Below are 19,076 nucleotides of genomic sequence, written 5' to 3'. Positions count from 1 at the left end.
ATAGTTTTTAACATTATAAGTATGGGTCTTTACGCCAGTTGCTCGGACTGCGACCACTCCAACGTTTAAAAGCTCGGCTAAAATTTGCAACGTCCGAATAGCCAAGTTCATCTGCAATTTGTTCCAGACTATAATCTGTACGTGAAAGTAGAGATGTTGCATGTCGATAGCGCACTTCATCAACCAATGTAGAAAATGAAGTTCCTTCAGCCGCCAATTGGCGCTTAAGTGTGCGGTCTGACATATGTAGACATTCAGCTACATTTTCAATGCTTAAATAATGTTGTTCAGAATTACTTAAAATATCACGAACTCGCATTGCTAAACGACGGCGCTCACCTAAAGCGGAAAGTTCGGCTTCGCACTGATTAATAGCAACCTGACTTGCGATAGGATCAGCATTAACTAACTTAATTCCTAAGTATTTTTTATCAAAACTTGAAATCAAATGTGGCTGGTTGAAGCGAATTGTGCTGCTTAGTTTATTTCTATACTTTTCAAAGCCTTCTGGTTCAGGAAAGTCCAAATCTACATCACCAGCTAAATCTTCGATACCCGTAATCGCTTTGGCCATACTCATGATACCAATGGTCAAACCTAAAACGATTTCTGTTCTTAGAGGTTCAAGTTCAATATCACACTGTAATTGTAGGGTAGCTTTGGGCCCAAACGTTGAAAAATAGAGTTGTAAAAAAGGCAAACGTAGCTGAATAAAACGTGCTGCAAGGGCAATTGCTTCAGTAATGTCTTTGGCTGTCATAATCGCATAGCCAATGAAGCCATGAATCGAAATACGCATTTGAGTACCAAGATGGTAACCCAATGTAGTTTCACCAGTTAAATTAAGCGCGTGTTTAACTAGTTCATTTGCTACAGGTGTAGAAATACGATAATCAGGATCGGCCAGTTGCTCACTAGTAAGATGAAATGGAGCAAATAATGTTTCATCGTTATATCCCCAACGCGAAACAACATCTAATAGCAATAAGCCATAGACTCCCGGAATACCTTGATCTTGACGAGCTGAGGTAATTTTCATATGCGTTCCATTGCTCTCATCAATTTGTCACATGCATTTCTTACACATCTTGTCATGAAATATAATCTGAGTTTATAAAAACTGTTAGACAATCATATCAACCATGTTTTAAACATTCTTTTTAAAGACAACAATTTTTGTTGTTGAAATGAGTAATACGTCACCATTTTGATTTAAGGCTTGCGTAACGTAACTTACAATACCACGATCTAATTTTGTTTTGGATGGTGTGATCGCTGAAATTTCTGCTTCAACATGAATTTTATCACCTGGTCGAGTGGGGCGTGGCCACCGTAAGCTAGATTCTGAACCAATCAGGCCGCCATGAATCGGCATACATTCCGTCCATAACCGCATAGTAATTGCAGAAGTATGCCAACCACTAGCAGCAATTCCTTGAAAAATTGGATCGTGCTTAGCTTGTTCTTCATCTATATGGAAGGGTTGAGGGTCATAGGAGTTTGCGAATTTTTTGATTTCATCTAAGGTAATTTCATATTCACGGCTAATGAAACGATCACCAATTTTCAAATCTTCTAAATAAAGCATTAATCTTGACCCTGTAATACTTTTTGTTCAATTAGGAAACCACCTGTTTGACGTTTCCATAACTGTGCGTATATACCATTTTGCGCAATTAACTCTTCATGAGTTCCTTGCTCAGCAATTCGACCTTCATCAAGAACGATTAAACGGTCCATTTGTGCAATAGTAGATAAACGGTGTGCAATTGCAATAACGGTTTTATCAACCATCAGGTCATTTAAACTTGACTGGATTGCTGCTTCAACTTCCGAGTCTAATGCACTAGTTGCTTCATCTAAAATAAGAATAGGAGCATCTTTTAAGAATACACGTGCAATGGCAATACGCTGTCTTTGACCACCAGAAAGTTTAACACCACGTTCACCTACTTGAGCGTTATAACCACTACGTCCTTTTAAATCAACCAATTGCGGAATAAATTCAGCAGCTTTGGCTTTATTTACAGCATTCTCCATGTCTGCATCAGATGCATCAGGGCGACCATATTTAATATTTTCTGCAACTGAGCGATGCAATAAAGACGTATCTTGAGTAACTAAAGCAATATTAGCTCTTAAACTATCTTGAGTTACATCTTCGATGTTTTGGCCATCAATTAAAATAGCACCTTGCTTAAGATGGTAAAAATGTAAAAGCAACTGAATCAGCGTAGACTTTCCTGCGCCAGAACGTCCCACAATTCCTATTTTTTCGCCTGCTCTAATATGCAAGTTGAAGTGATCAATCACATTTTTATTGTTATAAGCAAAGCTTACATCTTTAAATACAATCTCACCTTTGGTCACTGCAAGTGGTTTCGCATCTGGTTTGTCTTGAATATTGATTTTTTTACCTAATGTTTGCATACCATCTTGAATGGTTCCAACATTTTCAAATAAGGCTGACATATGCCACATCATAAATTCAGCCATACTATTAAGTTTTAAAATCATTGCAGTAGTTGCTGCGATTACACCTAATGCTGCTAAACCTTGGGTCCATAGCCAAACAGAGGTACCAATAACACCTACAAACAAAACAGCAGACAACATATTGATGCTGACTTCAAATAGGGTACCTAAACGCATTTGAGCATAGACTGTAGTCATAAACTCTTTCATAGATGCTTTTGCGTATTGGCTTTCACGACCAGCATGGGCAAATAGTTTTACCGTTTGGATGTTGGTGTATGCATCTGTTACACGGCCCGTCATGATCGCTCTAGCATCGGCTTGTTGCTGAGAAACTTTACTTAAGCGGGGGATAAAGAACCATGCGCTTAATAAAAATAGGCTTAACCAAACTAAAAGTGGAATAAGTAAAATTGGTGAAATTGCGCCAAGAACAATGCTGACTGTAATGAAGTAAATGCTGACGTATGCCAACATGTCACCCAAAATAATCCAGAACTCACGGATCGCTAACGCTGTTTGCATAACCTTAGCAGAAAGTCGTCCTGCAAAGTCATTATGGAAAAAGTCCAAGCTTTGTTTCAATAAAAGGTTATGGAAACGCCAGCGCAAACGCATTGGGAAGGTACTATATAAAATTTGATGTTTGATAATAGATTGAATATTTACAAAAAAGATATTGGTAAATAAAACACCAATTAAAATGAGTAAATCAGTAGCATGCTGACTTAAAAAGCTTTCCGGATGACTTTTACTTAACCAGTCTACGAGTTGTCCAATCTTTGAAAAAAGTAAGGCTTCAAAGCTTGCAGCACCTGCTGTAAAAAGAATAAGTAAGAATAAGTAAGGGCGTAGGCCTTCCGTAGCTTGCCAAACAAATGGAAAAAAACGAGTCGGTAAAGGTTCATCTAAACCTTTAGTTGGGTAGGGATCTACAAGTTTTTCAAACCACTTCAGCATGAATTACTACCTTTGACACAAAAGCCACTTAATTAAATCTTTGCAATTTAATTTGCAAAAAGTCAGTTAGATCAATATCACTTAGGGTTTCGATCTTGTGAATATATGCAAATACACATGAACTGATAATGTTGTACGTCTTAAATTAATACATGACGCAAAAAAGGAGACTTGAAGAAACCTTCAAGAACGTCGCGAGGACTAAAAGTATTATTCATTATATCGAGATTAATAGATAAAGGGTGAAGGAATTTATTCTTTAAGTATTTTTTCTTAGTATTTTGAACATTTGTTAAATTATTACAGCTATACATTAATTAGAAAAGGCCTTTAGATCTATATCCTAAAGGCCTAAGTATTGTATTACCACATTAGGTCGTCTGGAATAACATATGCTGCATATGGATCTTCCTCATCTGTGGCTTGTTCGTTTTTCTCAGCATTATTAATTAAAATGAAGCCTTGCATTTTTTGATCAATTTTTTCACCTAAAGCTTTTGGAAGATAGGCATATTGATCTTGATCTTTAGCAATAACTAGGCTACCTGCAACAAGTGCGTTATAAACTTGTTGAGATAGATAAACTTTTTTGATTTTATTTTCATCAATAAATTGATAAGCCACATCTCCAGCAAAATCAGTAATCTTGTGCTGCTTAATCATCTGGATGATTGATGCTTTAAGTGCTTTTTCTTCAAGCTGTTTCTGTTTTTCTAAATTTAAAGCCTGATCTTTAGCTAACTTTTCTTGTTGAGCTTTTTCAATATTTGCTTTGATTTCAGCTTCATTACTTAGCCCAAGACGTTGTTCGTGATGAGCTTGCTTTGTTAATTTTTTTGCTTTTTTATTATCAACTAAACCAGCTTTTAATAGCTGTGCTTGTAAGGCATTTTTAACCATGTCTTAGTCCTTTTGTGAAGTTGAAGTACTATAGAGATAAACTATCCAGTAAGAAATACTTAAGGCTAAGCTTAAAATTGCTGGCAATAAAAATGATTGTAGTTTCATATATGGATGTACTGAAGCGGCAAGAATTCCACCCAGCAGGAAGCCAGCAAGAATAAGTAAATGTAAAACAATACGTCGATTTTCTACAATTAAGCCTCTGGCTTTATATCCAAGTGCTAAACCAATATCAGTCAGCACACCAGATAGATGAGTAGTGCGAATAATCGTTCCTTTGTAGTGGCTTACCATCGCATTTTGTAACCCCATTGCCGTACAAGCCCATAATAATCCATAGCGTGGAAAATAAGGAAGCAATAGCCAGCAAAGGAAAATGAATAAGGCAACAAGGCTCAAAGGTAAGCCATAACGACGACCTAGTCGAAAATGACTGCCACCTAAAATAAAACCACTATAAAATGAACCGCAAACATAACAAATAATCACCAGAAGTAAAAAAATGATATGTTCTGGTTGCCACTCTACCAAACTCATAGCCAGCATACTAACGTTGCCAGTCATATGTGAAATAGATTGATGCAAAAGAGTAATTAATCCTAAGACATTAATCATTCCGGCATTAAATGCCAGCAAAAAGGCTCCAAGTTGGAACCAGTTTGGTAGGCGTTGAAATGGCATTTTGCTTAAGACGCTTGCTTAGAGCGAATATCTACAGCTGCGGTAAATAATACATCTGTAGATGAGTTAAGGGCTGTTTCTGTAGAGTCTTGCAATACACTGATAATCATACCAACAGCTACAACTTGCATAGCAATTTCTGTTGAAATACCAAATAAACTACAAGCGACTGGAATGAGTAGTAAAGAACCACCTGCAACACCAGAAGCACCACAAGCTGAAACGGTAGCAACAACTGATAAAATAACCATTGTCGCAAAATCAACATGAATGCCAAGCGTATGTACAGTAGCTAATGTAAGTACAGTAATCGTGACTGCTGCACCTGCCATATTTACTGTTGCACCTAAAGGAATAGACACACTAGCTGTAGATGGGTTAACACCTAAACGCTCTGCCAAATCTAAGTTAACTGGAATGTTTGCTGCTGAGCTTCGAGTAAAGAAAGCTGTAATACCACTTTCTTTTAGACACTTAAATACGAGAGGGTATGGATTTCCACGTATAGTAAGGGCAACAAGAATAGGGTTGATAACCAAAGCAACAAAGAACATGGTACCTAACAATACCACTAATAATTGTGCATAGCTTTCAAGTGTTGCAAGGCCGGCATCGGCAAAAGTCACTGCAACTAATCCGAAAATACCGACTGGTGCAAAAGCAATTACTTTATGAATAATAGCACTTACAGCATGTGAAACATCCTGCATCACTTGTTTTGTGGTGTCTGAGCTATGACGCATAGCTAAACCTAGGCCAATTGCCCAAGCTAAAATACCAATAAAGTTGGCTTCACTAATTGCTTGAACAGGGTTTGCAATAAAGCTTAAGAGCAAGTTTTTTAATATATCTGCGAGACTACCAGGCGCTTGTAAGTCATTATGTGAAACTGTATTGAGGAATAATGTGCTTGGAAAAGAAAGACTGACAATCACAGCTGTGAAAGCTGCAAGCAACATACCTGCCACATATAGAATCATAATAGGGCGTAAATTGGCGCTATGACCCACTTGGAAGTTGGCAATAGAAGAAAGCACCAATACAAAAACTAAAATAGGGGCAACCGACTTTAAGGCTTTAATGAAAAGCTCACCAAATAAACTTAAGTAAGGCGTAACGTTCGGAAATAGTAATGCAACGCCTATCCCTAGAATAATGGCGATAATAATCTTAGTGACTAAGCTTAATCGAGAAAAGAATGCAAGCATATAAAGGCCTTATTAACCTAATCATGGCTAAAGGTTGAACAAGCGGAGTATTTTATACTTAAGTGATGTGAATCTTAAGCTTTTTTATAGCACCTATAAGTATTTATACTTGATGGTAATATTAAATGATTGTTTTTATTGGTCTTATTTTAATATTTTAAAATTTATAGTTGGTGGTTTTGCTTGTTAATTGCTCATTAAAAAACTAGGTATATCAAAAAGCTGTGAAAGCATGGAATAGGCTAAAGACAATATAGGGGCAAAAAGTTAAATATGGTTGAGCTTTTTAGAAAAGCTACGCGAATTTTCAAAACTTTGTGCTTGGATTGGACTCTAAGCTTTCAAGCTGAAAAATCGCATATTTCAGGAAGTTACTACTATTATTATAAATTTATAATTTAAAAAATATTATTTACTTGCACAGTACAGCTGATGAAGCGTATTTAAAATTGAATGCATATTGTCATCCTTAATTGAATAAAAAATTTGCTTGCCATCACGACGGGTTGATACAACATCACTTTTGCGTAGCATCATAAGTTGTTGTGAAAGAGTGGGCTGGGTAATTTGGGTCTTCTCTTCAATTTGAGAAACATTTAACTCCTCATAAGCTAAGTGACATAAAATTAATAAACGATCTGTATTAGCCAAAGATTTAAGAATTCCAACGACTGAATCAGCCGCATTTTTCATTTCTTCGATTTGGAGTCCATCTTTCATACTTTATACCTATATCAATATAGCGGGCATAGTATAGATTGATCTTATGAAAATGAATGTAGCAAAACTAATCAATCCAATTGTTTTTGTTGAAAAGCAATATAAGAGGAATTGATAAATAAGTAGTCTTTCTAATTAAAAACAACTATTTGTATTTCTTTTGTGTCTAAAATGTTGCTTTGTGTTATAAGTGTAATTGTTAAGTATAAGTGAAACGAAGTCAACCTAAAACAATTTCAATTTGCTTTCAATAAATAGTTAAATCTAATTTATCTTAAGACAAATCATAAAAAAGGATTGAGTTTTTATTTTTTAAATATATAATCTGTTTTGTACAGACAGGTCTGTATATTTTGGTTCAGTAAGGTCGAAAAAAACGTCTAATTGTGAACCAAAATGACTTTCAGACGCAGCGTGATACATAAGAAGAATCATTAAATATAAGAAGAAGAATATCACGCTTTATTTTTATGCTGCTCTTTCGAAATCGATTAATTTTTCTACTCGAGTCCAGTAATCATTAATTTTTATTGAACCATGTTCGACTTGAGCCTGTATGGTCATACCTTCCAAAATATTAACGAGTAGTAAAGATAGGGGAACTGGCTCTTTTACATCATACTGGTTAAGAAGATTTTGCATGAGTTGGGTCAACCAAGCTTTATACAAAGTGGCAGGTTGATGTGTTGAAGGGTATTGTTTTAAAACCTCTTCCAAGGCTTTTTGAAACATACAGCCATTAAAATCTTCGCTATTAAACCAGTCGGAATACCATAAAAATACTGCTTTAATTCTCGCAAGAGGGTCTAACTCATCATGTTTTGATAAGGCAGAAGTAAGAGAGTTTTGTAGAAGCGTATTTCGAAGAAGTAGACACTCTTCAATTAATTTTTCTTTTGATGGAAAATGCTTATAGAAAGTCATTTTTGCAACGCCAGATTCATTAATGATGCGATCTACACCTATAGAATTATAGCTATACGAGTTAAAAAGTCTTAATGCGGTGTTAATAATGTCATCTTTTTTCGACATATTTTAGCCTCTCACAAATGAATTGCTATTAGCTTGAACGGTGATCTTTATCAATGAGAATCTAGATAATTTAATTTTACAAGGTATTGTTTGTTATTGATAGAAAAAAGATATTATTTTTTTAAACGCTGAAGTTTTACTTTTAGGGGAATGGCAAAGAGTTTTAGGCTATATATTTAAATAATCATACTTCCTTTTTCAAAATCTTTTAACTCCAATATTTTTGCGATAAGTCGATTTTAAAATTTAAAAAGGAAAATTAATAAACAAAAAAACAAATCTATTTTTGAATTTGTCGGCTAATTTAAAAGTGGACTTCCCGTTGCTTTGAAAAGTCCATTTTTATTAAAGTTTCTTACTCTGAAGGAGGTAAAAGCATCAAAATAGATTCATTGAGTAAGTAAGCAACATTCTCAAGGATTTCAAGCTCATTAAATTCGCTATCGAAAGCTAAGCTTTCTCCATCAGCAATAGCTTTTAATTTTGGTGCGAAAGTTTCAGCTATACATAGCGCTTCGCCATTTCCCCAGAAGCTCAGAATTCCGTTATTTTCTGTATAAAGTAGGCGAGAGGCAGGTTCTAATAGAACTTCATAACCTTCATGTAAGATCTCTTGAAGATCATCGGCTTCGATCTCATCAGGTTCTGGAATATTATCTGGATATTTAGGTTCACTCATGTATGACATGATTGCTGCATCAAGTGCTGTAGAGTCTTGCAACTGAGCTAAAACTAATTCTTTTAGATAACTTAGTTCAGTTGAGCTAATTTCACCAATTTGACTCATTTGTTTGCGTGCGATATCTACAACAGGATTTTGAAGTAAAATATTAGCTGAAAATTGATCGCTAATGCGTTCCATCATTCCTGCAATGTTTGGCATGCGAAAGCCAAATGAGAAAGTTAAGCAGTCATCTTCGGCAACCCCATAATGTGCCATTCCAGGTGGAATATAGAGTAAATCACCTGGTGCTAAAACTTCATCAAATTGCACATCTATTTCTGGCAAAAGTTTTAATGGTTGATTGGGTACAAATGTAGTATTTGCATCGCACATTTGACCTAGCTGCCAGCGACGATGACCATGACCCTGAACTAAAAACACATCATAAAAATCGAAATGTTTCCCAACTGAACCACCCTTAGGTGCATAAGACACCATAATATCGTCGCGGCGCCATTGAGGAATAAAAGGAAATTTTTTCCAAAGTTCAGAAAGATCAAAAGAGTAGTGATCTACTGCCTGTACTAAAATTGACCATAATTTTGGTAGCTTTTGAAAATCACCTTTGGTTAAAGGTGAAGACTTTGCGTGCCATTCATTTGGATTTTTATCTTTTTGGCGAATCAGTCTGGCACTTGCATGTTCTTCCAAGGCAAGTTCTTGCACATCCTGAGGTTGTAAAAGACCTATAATTTCTGGTAATCCGTTACGTACCAGTAAAGGTTTTTTCTGCCAATACTCTGCTAAAAATTGCTCGGCAGTAATACCGCCTAAAACTGTTAAAGGTTCTGTCATGGAAATAACCTATTTATAAAATATCTAGAATTAAGGAATTTGTAGATCAAGTTGCCTTAAAATATGGCAAAGTTGAATCATAGGAAGACCCATAAGTGTGGTCTGGTCTTGGCCTATCATTTTTTCAAACAAGCTAATTCCTAAACTTTCACACTTAAAGCTGCCAGCGCAATGTAGTGGCTGATCTAATAAAACGTATCGTTCAATTTCAGCTTGATTCAGGTTTCGAAATTTAACTTGATAATGTTCAACGAGCGTTTGTTCAAAGTTTCTATCGAGCCATTGCACGCTAAGTGCTGTACTAAAAAAAACAGTTCGACCAGAATTTTCGGCTAGTTGTGCTTTAGCATTTTCACTAGTCATCGGTTTGCCAATAAAGTCATGCGGAGCATGTTCTCGCCAAGCAACTTGATCTGAACCAATAACGATGGCTGATGGGTTCTGTTCAGCAATCACCTGAGCTTTTGTGAAAGCGAGCCTTTTTGCAAGTTCATCGGCATGGGTTTCATCGCGAGGACTTTCATCAATATCGGGACTAATACAAATATAATTAATTCCAAGACGGTCCATTAAGTCTTTGCGAGTTTGACTACTCGAAGCCAAAATAATTTGTGGCTGAACCATTACACTGCAAATTCCATTAATACATCTAAAGGTACATAGCTTAATACAGCTTGATGACATGCATGTATTTTAATAGGAGGGGCTTCACCAGCTTGATAAGCCTCTACCCAGCGAGTTACGCAGATACACCAGAAATCACCCGGTTTCAGACCAGGGAAACCTACTTCTGGCAAAGGAGTAATAAGATCATTACCAATTTTCTGAGAGAAATTTAAGAAATCAGAGGTCATTTGTGCACATACGGTGTGCTGACCAAGGTCTGTTACTGCTGTGTGGCAGAAACCATTTCTAAAATAGCCTGTAATAGGGTCAAAGCAACAACTTGCTAAAGGTTCCCCTAAAACATTTAAGCGATTGATTTGTGGATCTGGATGAATAGACATAATGGGTGAAATATCAAATAACTACCTCTATCATAATCAAAACTGGGGCTTTCTACAGCTTTTATGCAAAAAAACTAACCTTTTTTGATGTAATCATTTAAAATTGGCGCGTTTTTAAAATCATAAAGAGAGCTTTACATGAATTTTCAGCGTATGACTGACCTTAACTTAACAGGCAAACGTGTCCTTATTCGTGAAGATTTAAACGTTCCTGTCAAAAATGGTGTGATTACTAGCGATGCTCGCTTACGTGCAGCATTACCAACTATTAAAGCTGCTTTAGATAAAGGCGCAGCAGTGATGGTATGTTCACATCTAGGTCGTCCTGTTGAAGGTGAACCAAAGCCAGAACAATCACTTGCACCAGTCGCTGCTTATTTAACAGAAGTATTGGGCCAAGAAGTTAAATTATTAACAGATTATCTAGAAGGCGTTGAAGTTGAAGCTGGTCAAGTTGTATTGCTTGAAAATGTACGCTTTAACCATGGCGAAAAGAAAAATAATCCAGAGCTCGCTCAAAAATATGCTGCATTATGTGACGTATTTGTTATGGATGCATTTGGTACTGCTCATCGTGCAGAAGCATCTACTGAAGGCGTAGCTCGTTTCGCTCCAGTTGCTGCTGCTGGTCCTTTGTTGGCTGCTGAGTTAGATGCACTAGGCCGTGCAATGCAAACTCCTGAAAAACCAATGGTTGCAATTGTTGCTGGTTCTAAAGTTTCAACTAAACTCGATGTTTTAAACTCACTTTCTAGTATCTGTGATCAACTGATCGTTGGTGGCGGTATTGCAAATACATTCTTAGCAGCTGCTGGCTTTAACGTTGGTAAATCATTATATGAAGCTGACTTGGTTGAAACTGCTAAACAAATTGCTGCTAAAGTAAGTGTCCCACTTCCTACAGATGTTGTAGTTGCGGATGCATCGCAAATTAATTTTGAAGATTTCTTAGGTTCTTTAGCAGCAGCTCAAGCTGTTGTGAAGAAAGTAGAAGATGTGACTGCAAATGATATGATTTTAGACGTTGGTCCAGAAACAGCTAAAGCATTTGCTGATATTTTAACAACATCAAAAACGATCCTTTGGAATGGTCCAGTAGGCGTATTTGAAGTAGATCAATTTGGTGAAGGTACTAAAGCGCTTTCTCTTGCGGTTGCTCAATCGGAAGGATTCTCGATCGCTGGTGGTGGAGATACATTAGCTGCGATTGATAAATATAACGTAGCTGACCAAATTGGTTATATTTCTACAGGTGGTGGTGCATTCCTTGAGTTTGTTGAAGGAAAAACATTGCCAGCAGTTGCTGTTTTGCTTGAACGTGCTTAATACTGTTATATAGAAATAAGAAGGGATTGGGTAACCAATCCCTTTTTCATTGATAAGTCATTAAACTGTCATATATTTGCAATAAAATGTCGAGTATTAAATCACCAACTGTGGAAAATAGTGATGAATTTAAAGCTTACATTTGCTGCTATGTTAATTGTACCGATGATGTTGACTGCTTGTGCTAAGAAAGATGAAGCATCTCAAGCGGGGCAAGAATCAGCTGCATCTACTGCTGTTTCTGAAAAAGTAACGCCTGAGCAACAAGCAGCAATTGATGCGATCGATAAGCCAGTTCTAGATGAAAAGAATACAGATGTGGTTGAAGGTAGTGCGCCAAGTGAGGCTGCTGCTTCAGAAACACATTAATTTGTTGTTTTTTGTTAAAAAATCCCTGCAAATGCAGGGATTTTTTTTGAAATACTGTGATTTGTTGCTGAATTGAAATAAATGACAGGGTAGAATAAGCCGCACTACCTGGGAGGATATTATGGCACTCATTTCAATGCGCCAGCTCTTGGATCACGCTGCTGAACATAACTACGGCGTACCAGCATTTAACGTAAATAACTTAGAACAAATGCGTGCAATTATGCTTGCCGCGGATGCAACCAATTCACCTGTAATTGTTCAAGCATCAGCTGGAGCTCGCAAATATGCAGGCGCTCCATTCTTACGCCATCTTATTTTGGCTGCAATTGAAGAATGGCCACATATTCCAGTGGTAATGCATCAAGACCATGGAACAAGCCCTGATATCTGTCAGCGTTCAATTCAGCTTGGCTTTAGCTCAGTGATGATGGACGGTTCATTAGGTACAGATGGTAAAACACCTACTTCTTACGAATACAACGTTGATGTAACTCGTAATGTTGTTGCTTTAGCACATGCATGTGGTGTTTCTGTCGAAGGTGAGATTGGCTGTTTAGGTAGCCTTGAAACTGGTATGGCTGGCGAAGAAGACGGTGTTGGTGCAGAAGGTGTACTTGATCACTCACAACTTCTTACTTCTGTTGAAGAAGCAACTCAGTTTGTTGCCGATACAAATGTAGATGCATTAGCGATTGCTGTAGGTACTTCACATGGTGCTTACAAGTTCACTCGTCCACCTACAGGTGATATCTTGGCAATTGACCGAATTAAAGAAATTCATGCGGCATTACCAAATACTCATCTTGTTATGCATGGTTCAAGTTCTGTGCCGCAAGAGTGGTTGAAAGTAATCAATGAGTTTGGCGGTGATATTAAAGAGACCTATGGTGTACCTGTTGAACAGCTTGTAGAAGCAATTAAACATGGTGTGCGTAAGATCAATATCGATACAGACTTACGCTTAGCATCTACTGGTGCAATTCGTCAGTTTATGGCTGAAAACCCAGCTGAATTCGATCCACGTAAATACTTTGCTAAAACTGTAGATTCAATGAAGCAAATTTGTATTGATCGTTATGAAGCGTTTGGTACAGCTGGAAATGCTGACAAGATTCGCCCGATTTCTCTAGAGAAAATGGTTGATCGTTATAAATAATTCCCGTTAGGGTTTAATTTATAGAAACCGGTTATTTATATAACCGGTTTTTTATTAGGAAAATTTCATGCATAAAAAAACCTGTGTTTGTCACAGGTTTTGATGAAGAGAAAAAGACTTACTTTTGTAAGTTCTTTTTATCTAGACTTGGATCTTTGATTTCTACATATGCGTTTGCACGTACTTCACGTAACCAGCTATCAATCTCAGTGTTAAATTGGCGTTCACCTAAAATTTGACGTGCCATACGCTCTTGATATTCATGCGTCATGTCTTTTTCACGTTTATCCGTTACTTGTAAGATATGCCAGCCGAACTGAGTTTGGAAAGGTTCGCTAATTTCACCTACAGGAATTTCCTGCATTTTTTTATCAAATTCAGGAACCATCATTCCAGGTGTTACCCAACCCAAACTTCCACCATCACGTGCTGAACCTGTGTCATTTGAATAGGTTGCTGCAAGTGTTGCAAAATCTTGACCAGCTTTTAAGCGTTTATAGATGTTATCAATAATTTGCTTAGCATTCTCAAGAGTGACTACTTCAGATGGTTGAATAAGAATGTGGCGGGTTTGAAATTGAGGTACTAAAGCTTTTTGCTCATTTTGTTTACGTTCAAGAAGCTTTAAAACATGTACACCATCACGTACTGAAACTAAGTCAGTCGTTTGACCATCTTGTAATGGAGTAATGCGAGCTGCAAGTTCAGCAGGAATATCAGACAGTGGGCGGAAACCCATGTCAGCACCTTCAACTTTTACATTTGCAGTTGAAAGTTTTTTCAAAGCATTTATATCATTACTTTGCGCAAGCTTTGAACGCACTTCTTTAGCTACAGATTGAACTTCTTGTGCATTGTCACCAGAAATGCGCATATGAATTACATGTGCTTGATTACCTAACGCAGCTTGTCCCTGAGGTGATTTTAAGAAGTTTTCTACATCTTGATCACTAATTTTAATACGAGACATCACTTGTTGTTGGCGCAAACGACTAATCGCTAAATCCTCAGCGATTCGGCCACGTAAACTTTCATAAGTTCCTGGTGCCATAGCATCTAATTTCTGCTGGAAAGCTTCTAAACTTTTAGAGCCAGATTGACCTGCTACTTTTAAGACTGCTTCATTTAAGCTTTTTTCATCAGGTTTGATGCCATATTTTTTAACTTGTTCAAGTTGTGCCTCACGCAAGATGAGTTGATCTAATACTTGAAACTGTAAGTATTGCTGAGGTGGCACTTCTTTCTTTTGAGCTTGCAGTTCATGAGCTGCTTCAGCCATACCTTGTTGAAGATCGCTTTTTAAAATTACGCTATTGTCCACAATTGCCACAACTTCATCAGCGGGTTGGGCAAAACTATGCATTGATGAAGAGATTAGGGCAGCAAGTGTAGTTGCTTTAAAAAACTGTTTAAGATGCTTTGTCTTCATTAACGTTGTGTCCAAGATTGATTAATTTTGTTAAAACCTAAAACGCGATTTTCAAGTAAAGACGCGAGTTTATTGTTTAAACCACCTAAACCTTTTAATGTAATTTCGGCCATGATCGCGCGCTTTTCACTAACATCTGGAGATTTTGGATCGTCTAGATCGTTATAGTATGAACGGCCATAGACAGAAATACCCCAGCAACATGACTCATAGTTAACTCCTAGCAAGAGTTCACGGGCAACATCATTGTCCATGTCATATTGTACGTGGCCCATAATACGCCAATTGTCTTTAATTGGTTGTATAAACGATGCAACAACTTGGTCATAAGTATCTTGACGACCAGGAATATCTTTACGATAGAAATAGCCTAAGTTATATAGATTTCCTTTATCACCAGTATAGTAAAGTTGGAAGTCACGTTGAGCATTGTCACCATTCGACATCCAAGCTGAGTTGGCAGCAATGGTAAAGTTTTGGTTAAGCTGGCTTGATAGACTCACCACAGGACCTGTGTTGCGTTCAGTATCAATTTCATCTTGTTGTCGTTGTAAGGTGACACGACGGTCTTCGAAATAGTAACTTTGACCTACACTTGCCCGTAAACGTTCTAAACCTACTGTGTCAAAGAGGCTATAACTTACACCCAATGATAAAAAGTTATTGTCTTCTAGGCGGTCATGACCATAAAAACGGTAAGGGTTAAATAATTGATCATAACTTACTGACGCAGTGGTTGAGTCAAAGTTAGGATAACCATCTTGATTTTTGTATGGCGCATATGCATAGAAAGCACGTGGTGTAAGTGTTTGTAAGTACTTACCATCACGTTCAAAGTTCAGCCCAGTGTCTAAAGTAAATTGAGGTACAACGACTGATTTATTTTCAGAACCGCCAGGGTTATTTAACTGAGTATCTTTATCATAAAACGTTTGAATAGAACGTACAGAGACTTCAGGAATCACAAAAGCTGCTGGTGTACGGTAGTTATAACGCGTTGCGAACTGGTTATAAATACGTGTACCACTACTTTCTTGAGCAGAATCATCATTAATTGATTTCTTAAAGTAAGCAGTGTCGTTATTAAATTCGTATTGTAGTCCTAGTGGATTACCAGTGACGTAATTTAATAAGAATTGTGGTAAGCGCGCGTATGGCTTATCTGCATCTGCAACTTCAGGATCAAGTGTCTGGAAATCTTCGACCTTAAGCTGTGCTTTTAAACCCGGAATACCATGTTGGTAGTTAAGTTCCCAAGCTCTACGTAAGTTAAGATCTGTTTTAGAGTTAGGACTGCTGTCTAAGTCAGAGAAATAATCTTTATCTGATGCATAGTTATATTCGAGGTTAGTAGACCACTGATCGTTGATATCCCAATTATGTAAAAAATGGAAATCTTTACGATCTTTGTCATCATAACCTTTATCAGATGGCAAGATGCCACCCCACATTTCCCCAGCACCAAAGCCATCGGTTAAATATCTAAATTCACCTTTTAGCATTGCACCGCGGTCTGCTAAATATCGCGGAGTAAGTGTCAAATCATAGTTAGGTGCAAGATTTAAATAAACCGGAACAGAAAGCTCAACACCACCATCATTTGAGAAACCAAATTGTGGGTTAAGAATACCTGTAGTACGGCGGTCGTCAATCGGGAAGTTAAAATAGGGAACAGCTAGAACAGGAACGTCCTTAACATATAATTTTGTTCCACGAGTTACGCCGCGTCCTGTTTCCTGATTTAACTCAATTTTATTAGCTTGGATTTTCCAACCGGGTTTTTGGCCTGGTGGGCAAGTCGTATAGGTTGCATCATTAAGAACCATAACATTTGGTGAGGTTCTTTCGATTTTTCCTGCATGACCATGGGCATGTTGCTGTTCAGAAATATAAAAACTATTGTCTAAATTCCCGGTTTGGGTTTTTAGGTTATAATTAATTTCATCACTCTGTGAAAGTAACCCGCCTTGAGCTAACTGTACTCGACCTTGTGCATGCGCAAAGGTTTGGGTCTTATCAATCGTTACTTTGTCAGCACGAACTGTACGTCCTTCCTGATCAATAACGACATCACCTTCTAAAACAGAGTCACCCGCTGGATTGTAATGTCCGTAGTTAGCCGTAACGACAGAAGTCGCTTTGTCGGCGTCTAAAGCTTTGGTCTCAGGGTTAATCGGTGTAACCCATGTGCCTTGGCAAAATGCCGAGCTTAAATATTTATTGTCACGAAGCTGGGCTTCAGGTGCAGATTTATCAACATAATATTGCTGAAAGAATTCTTGACCTGGGTAAGCTTCCTTGATGCTCGCTTTAAGTTGATTATTGTCTATATTGGAGACAACATCAGTTGACTCAGCATAACTTGATTGTATGGAGCCACATAAGAGCGTAAAAATAGCTGTCGCTAAAGGATTAAATTTAAACTGATGCTTCATTGTCTCATTAACCAAGTATGCTAATTCACAATTAATTATTGTCGCATCATAGAGAAAAAGTTTATAAGTGGCTACACTTAACCCTTCAAAAATCTCAGCTTGTTTTAGATTTTATTGCAAATGAATACACAACGTGAACAATTGATATATACATGGCTTACATCTGTTCTTGAAAATGATCAATTTAAGATCGCTTTTTTAGCAGGTGATGCAAGCTTCCGCCGTTATGCGCGTATCGAGTTACAAAATAAAACGTATATGCTCATGGATGCCCCTCCAGAAAAAGAAGACTGTGTTCCGTTTGTGACCATTGACGAGTTTTTTGCGAGCCATGGCGTACGTGTGCCTCAGATCGTCGCGAAAGATCTGGCTCAAGGTTTTCTATTGTTAGAAGACTTTGGTGATGTGCTTTTGTCGACATTATTAACTAATGAAACTGTTGATAAATACTACGAACAAAGTTTTAAACAACTTATTCAATTGCAGTCTATTGACGGGACTAATCAGTTCCCAACTTATTCTTACGAAAAATTAATGTCGGAAATGCATCTACTCACAGACTGGATGTTACCGTCGCTTTCTATTCAGCCGACTGCTGAACAGAAAAAAACGATTGATAATGCATTTGACTTCTTGGCTCATGCTGCATTAGCCCAACCACAAGTTATTGTACATCGAGATTTTCATAGTCGAAATTTGATGAAAATTACCGATGAGCAAGAGTTAGGGGTAATCGACTTCCAAGATGCTGTTATTGGCGCTGATACATATGACCTAATTTCGATTACTCGTGATGCATATGTTCAATGGAACGCTGATCGTGTTTATCAATGGTTTAAAGTGTTTTATGACCTGTTACCAGCGTCGACAAAAAAGAACCGTAGCTTTGATCAATTTAAACGTGATGCAGATTTAATGGCCATCCAACGCCATATTAAAATTCTAGGTATTTTTGTTCGCTTGTTTGAACGTGATGGGAAGTCGGGTTATTTGAAGGATTTACCACGTGTCATGTGGTATCTGCTTGAAGAAAGCCGTGGTTACGCTGAGCTTGAAGAGTTTATGGTATTTATGAATAACAACGTGATGCCTAAATTTATCGAGAAATATGGTAGCTATGAGGTAGCAGCATAATGAAAGCAATGATTCTTGCTGCTGGCTTGGGCAATCGTATGCGTCCACTTACGCTATATACACCAAAGCCTTTGCTCGAGGTAGGCGGTAAGCCCCTTATTGTGTGGCATATTGAAAAACTTAAGAAAATTGGTGTGACTGAAATAGTCATCAATTCTGCATGGTTGGCCGACAAACTTATCAGTAGTTTAGGTGATGGCTCTCAATTTGGTGTGGATATCCGTTGGACACGAGAGGATGAAGGGCTAGAAACAGCTGGTGGAATTATTAATGCTTTACCACTGCTTGGAACAGATCCTTTTATTCTTGTGAATGGGGATGTATGGACCACAATGGATTTTGAAGGTCTGCGCCATATTAAACTAAATGATGATTTGGCACATCTTGTGTTAGTTGATAATCCTAAACAGCATCCTGAAGGCGACTTTACATTATTGGATGGGCGCGCTTTTACATTCGATCAAGATGTGACGGGCGAAAACCTCACTTTTAGCGGTCTATCAGTTATTCATCCTAAACTTTTTGACGGATTGGAAGCGGGTAAGCGTCCTTTAGCTCCACTATTGAAGCAAGCGATGCATAATCAGAAAATATCTGGTGAAAAGCTTAAAGGTGCATGGGTAGATGTGGGAACGCCTGAGCGTTTAATGGAGCTAGATTTGCAAATTCGTGAAGGCTTCTACGATTAAGTGTGTAATCCCTAATCGTTAACTAGTGTT

The 19,076-nt window shown here is 37.6% G+C and carries 18 protein-coding genes; 5 read left to right on the top strand and 13 right to left on the bottom strand.

Annotated features, from left to right (window positions below; genetic code table 11):
* Window positions 1–13: 13 nt before the first annotated feature.
* From AAC388_RS10115 to AAC388_RS10065, 11 genes are all read right to left on the bottom strand, one after another.
* Window positions 14–1,039: an AraC family transcriptional regulator gene (locus AAC388_RS10115; RefSeq protein WP_002121430.1), complete on the bottom strand. Its 1,026-nt coding sequence runs from the start codon at window positions 1,037–1,039 to the stop codon at window positions 14–16.
* 108 nt (window positions 1,040–1,147) lie between these two features.
* Window positions 1,148–1,588, bottom strand: a complete 441-nt coding sequence (locus tag AAC388_RS10110; RefSeq protein ID WP_017482285.1) for a MaoC family dehydratase — start codon at window positions 1,586–1,588, stop codon at window positions 1,148–1,150.
* Window positions 1,588–3,435 (bottom strand): ABC transporter ATP-binding protein, encoded by a 1,848-nt coding sequence (locus AAC388_RS10105; RefSeq protein ID WP_063098703.1) that lies wholly within the window; start codon window positions 3,433–3,435, stop codon window positions 1,588–1,590. The genes AAC388_RS10110 and AAC388_RS10105 overlap by 1 nt, the downstream gene beginning before the upstream one ends.
* 363 nt (window positions 3,436–3,798) lie before the next feature.
* On the bottom strand, window positions 3,799–4,335 hold the full coding sequence (locus tag AAC388_RS10100; protein WP_002121466.1) for a DUF2058 domain-containing protein: 537 nt from the start codon (window positions 4,333–4,335) through the stop codon (window positions 3,799–3,801).
* A gap of 3 nt (window positions 4,336–4,338) precedes the next feature.
* Window positions 4,339–5,019 carry a YoaK family protein gene (locus AAC388_RS10095; protein WP_342370543.1) on the bottom strand — a complete coding sequence of 227 codons (681 nt, stop codon included), beginning with the start codon at window positions 5,017–5,019 and terminating at the stop codon, window positions 4,339–4,341.
* 5 nt (window positions 5,020–5,024) lie between these two features.
* On the bottom strand, window positions 5,025–6,227 hold the full coding sequence (gene sstT, locus AAC388_RS10090; RefSeq protein ID WP_017399485.1) for a serine/threonine transporter SstT: 1,203 nt from the start codon (window positions 6,225–6,227) through the stop codon (window positions 5,025–5,027).
* 408 nt (window positions 6,228–6,635) lie between these two features.
* Window positions 6,636–6,947 (bottom strand): metalloregulator ArsR/SmtB family transcription factor, encoded by a 312-nt coding sequence (locus AAC388_RS10085; RefSeq protein WP_002121379.1) that lies wholly within the window; start codon window positions 6,945–6,947, stop codon window positions 6,636–6,638.
* A 468-nt stretch (window positions 6,948–7,415) separates the two neighbouring features.
* Complete coding sequence (locus AAC388_RS10080) at window positions 7,416–7,979, bottom strand: TetR/AcrR family transcriptional regulator (protein ID WP_002121343.1); 564 nt, start codon at window positions 7,977–7,979, stop codon at window positions 7,416–7,418.
* 355 nt (window positions 7,980–8,334) lie between these two features.
* Window positions 8,335–9,498, bottom strand: coding sequence for a cupin domain-containing protein (locus AAC388_RS10075; protein ID WP_069140374.1), 1,164 nt, complete (start codon window positions 9,496–9,498; stop codon window positions 8,335–8,337).
* Between the two features lie 30 nt (window positions 9,499–9,528).
* Window positions 9,529–10,122 carry a Maf family protein gene (locus tag AAC388_RS10070; protein WP_032003513.1) on the bottom strand — a complete coding sequence of 198 codons (594 nt, stop codon included), beginning with the start codon at window positions 10,120–10,122 and terminating at the stop codon, window positions 9,529–9,531.
* Window positions 10,122–10,505 carry a DUF2237 domain-containing protein gene (locus AAC388_RS10065; RefSeq protein WP_002121396.1) on the bottom strand — a complete coding sequence of 128 codons (384 nt, stop codon included), beginning with the start codon at window positions 10,503–10,505 and terminating at the stop codon, window positions 10,122–10,124. Before AAC388_RS10065 ends, AAC388_RS10070 begins: the two co-directional genes overlap by 1 nt.
* A gap of 138 nt (window positions 10,506–10,643) precedes the next feature.
* Here AAC388_RS10065 and AAC388_RS10060 point away from each other — a divergent pair, with 138 nt between their 5' ends.
* From AAC388_RS10060 to fba, 3 genes are all read left to right on the top strand, one after another.
* Window positions 10,644–11,831 carry a phosphoglycerate kinase gene (locus AAC388_RS10060; protein WP_057070728.1) on the top strand — a complete coding sequence of 396 codons (1,188 nt, stop codon included), beginning with the start codon at window positions 10,644–10,646 and terminating at the stop codon, window positions 11,829–11,831.
* A gap of 123 nt (window positions 11,832–11,954) precedes the next feature.
* Window positions 11,955–12,200 (top strand): hypothetical protein, encoded by a 246-nt coding sequence (locus AAC388_RS10055; RefSeq protein WP_002121463.1) that lies wholly within the window; start codon window positions 11,955–11,957, stop codon window positions 12,198–12,200.
* A 121-nt stretch (window positions 12,201–12,321) separates the two neighbouring features.
* Window positions 12,322–13,359, top strand: coding sequence for a class II fructose-bisphosphate aldolase (gene fba, locus AAC388_RS10050; protein ID WP_002121428.1), 1,038 nt, complete (start codon window positions 12,322–12,324; stop codon window positions 13,357–13,359).
* A 118-nt stretch (window positions 13,360–13,477) separates the two neighbouring features.
* Here fba and AAC388_RS10045 read toward each other — a convergent pair whose 3' ends face one another.
* Both AAC388_RS10045 and AAC388_RS10040 read right to left on the bottom strand, forming a co-directional pair.
* A complete protein-coding gene (locus tag AAC388_RS10045; protein ID WP_017386817.1) occupies window positions 13,478–14,788 on the bottom strand; it encodes a peptidylprolyl isomerase in 1,311 nt (436 codons plus the stop codon).
* Window positions 14,788–17,223, bottom strand: coding sequence for an LPS-assembly protein LptD (locus tag AAC388_RS10040; RefSeq protein WP_069140375.1), 2,436 nt, complete (start codon window positions 17,221–17,223; stop codon window positions 14,788–14,790). The genes AAC388_RS10045 and AAC388_RS10040 overlap by 1 nt, the downstream gene beginning before the upstream one ends.
* 120 nt (window positions 17,224–17,343) lie before the next feature.
* On the opposite strand from AAC388_RS10040, the gene AAC388_RS10035 reads away from it, so the two are divergent.
* The gene (locus tag AAC388_RS10035; RefSeq protein WP_342370542.1) at window positions 17,344–18,357 is read left to right on the top strand and encodes a phosphotransferase; all 1,014 of its coding nucleotides are present in this window, start codon (window positions 17,344–17,346) and stop codon (window positions 18,355–18,357) included.
* Window positions 18,357–19,046, top strand: coding sequence for an N-acetylmuramate alpha-1-phosphate uridylyltransferase MurU (gene murU, locus AAC388_RS10030; RefSeq protein ID WP_002121402.1), 690 nt, complete (start codon window positions 18,357–18,359; stop codon window positions 19,044–19,046). The genes AAC388_RS10035 and murU overlap by 1 nt, the downstream gene beginning before the upstream one ends.
* The last annotated feature ends 30 nt before the right edge of the window (window positions 19,047–19,076 follow it).

This window comes from Acinetobacter sp. D009 (genome assembly GCF_038562025.1).
In the GTDB taxonomy this organism is placed as follows: Bacteria; Pseudomonadota; Gammaproteobacteria; order Pseudomonadales; family Moraxellaceae; genus Acinetobacter; species Acinetobacter pittii.
The sequence above is the reverse complement of the archived record's forward strand: the minus strand, read 5'-3'. Positions and strand labels throughout refer to the sequence as shown.

Coding starts and splice junctions, on each gene's coding strand:
- AAC388_RS10115 (WP_002121430.1), bottom strand. CDS start 1,039: ATGAAAATTACCTCAGCTCGTCAAGATCAAGGTATTCCGGGAGTCTAT.
- AAC388_RS10110 (WP_017482285.1), bottom strand. CDS start 1,588: ATGCTTTATTTAGAAGATTTGAAAATTGGTGATCGTTTCATTAGCCGT.
- AAC388_RS10105 (WP_063098703.1), bottom strand. CDS start 3,435: ATGCTGAAGTGGTTTGAAAAACTTGTAGATCCCTACCCAACTAAAGGT.
- AAC388_RS10100 (WP_002121466.1), bottom strand. CDS start 4,335: ATGGTTAAAAATGCCTTACAAGCACAGCTATTAAAAGCTGGTTTAGTT.
- AAC388_RS10095 (WP_342370543.1), bottom strand. CDS start 5,019: ATGCCATTTCAACGCCTACCAAACTGGTTCCAACTTGGAGCCTTTTTG.
- sstT (WP_017399485.1), bottom strand. CDS start 6,227: ATGCTTGCATTCTTTTCTCGATTAAGCTTAGTCACTAAGATTATTATC.
- AAC388_RS10085 (WP_002121379.1), bottom strand. CDS start 6,947: ATGAAAGATGGACTCCAAATCGAAGAAATGAAAAATGCGGCTGATTCA.
- AAC388_RS10080 (WP_002121343.1), bottom strand. CDS start 7,979: ATGTCGAAAAAAGATGACATTATTAACACCGCATTAAGACTTTTTAAC.
- AAC388_RS10075 (WP_069140374.1), bottom strand. CDS start 9,498: ATGACAGAACCTTTAACAGTTTTAGGCGGTATTACTGCCGAGCAATTT.
- AAC388_RS10070 (WP_032003513.1), bottom strand. CDS start 10,122: ATGGTTCAGCCACAAATTATTTTGGCTTCGAGTAGTCAAACTCGCAAA.
- AAC388_RS10065 (WP_002121396.1), bottom strand. CDS start 10,505: ATGTCTATTCATCCAGATCCACAAATCAATCGCTTAAATGTTTTAGGG.
- AAC388_RS10060 (WP_057070728.1), top strand. CDS start 10,644: ATGAATTTTCAGCGTATGACTGACCTTAACTTAACAGGCAAACGTGTC.
- AAC388_RS10055 (WP_002121463.1), top strand. CDS start 11,955: ATGAATTTAAAGCTTACATTTGCTGCTATGTTAATTGTACCGATGATG.
- fba (WP_002121428.1), top strand. CDS start 12,322: ATGGCACTCATTTCAATGCGCCAGCTCTTGGATCACGCTGCTGAACAT.
- AAC388_RS10045 (WP_017386817.1), bottom strand. CDS start 14,788: ATGAAGACAAAGCATCTTAAACAGTTTTTTAAAGCAACTACACTTGCT.
- AAC388_RS10040 (WP_069140375.1), bottom strand. CDS start 17,223: ATGAAGCATCAGTTTAAATTTAATCCTTTAGCGACAGCTATTTTTACG.
- AAC388_RS10035 (WP_342370542.1), top strand. CDS start 17,344: ATGAATACACAACGTGAACAATTGATATATACATGGCTTACATCTGTT.
- murU (WP_002121402.1), top strand. CDS start 18,357: ATGAAAGCAATGATTCTTGCTGCTGGCTTGGGCAATCGTATGCGTCCA.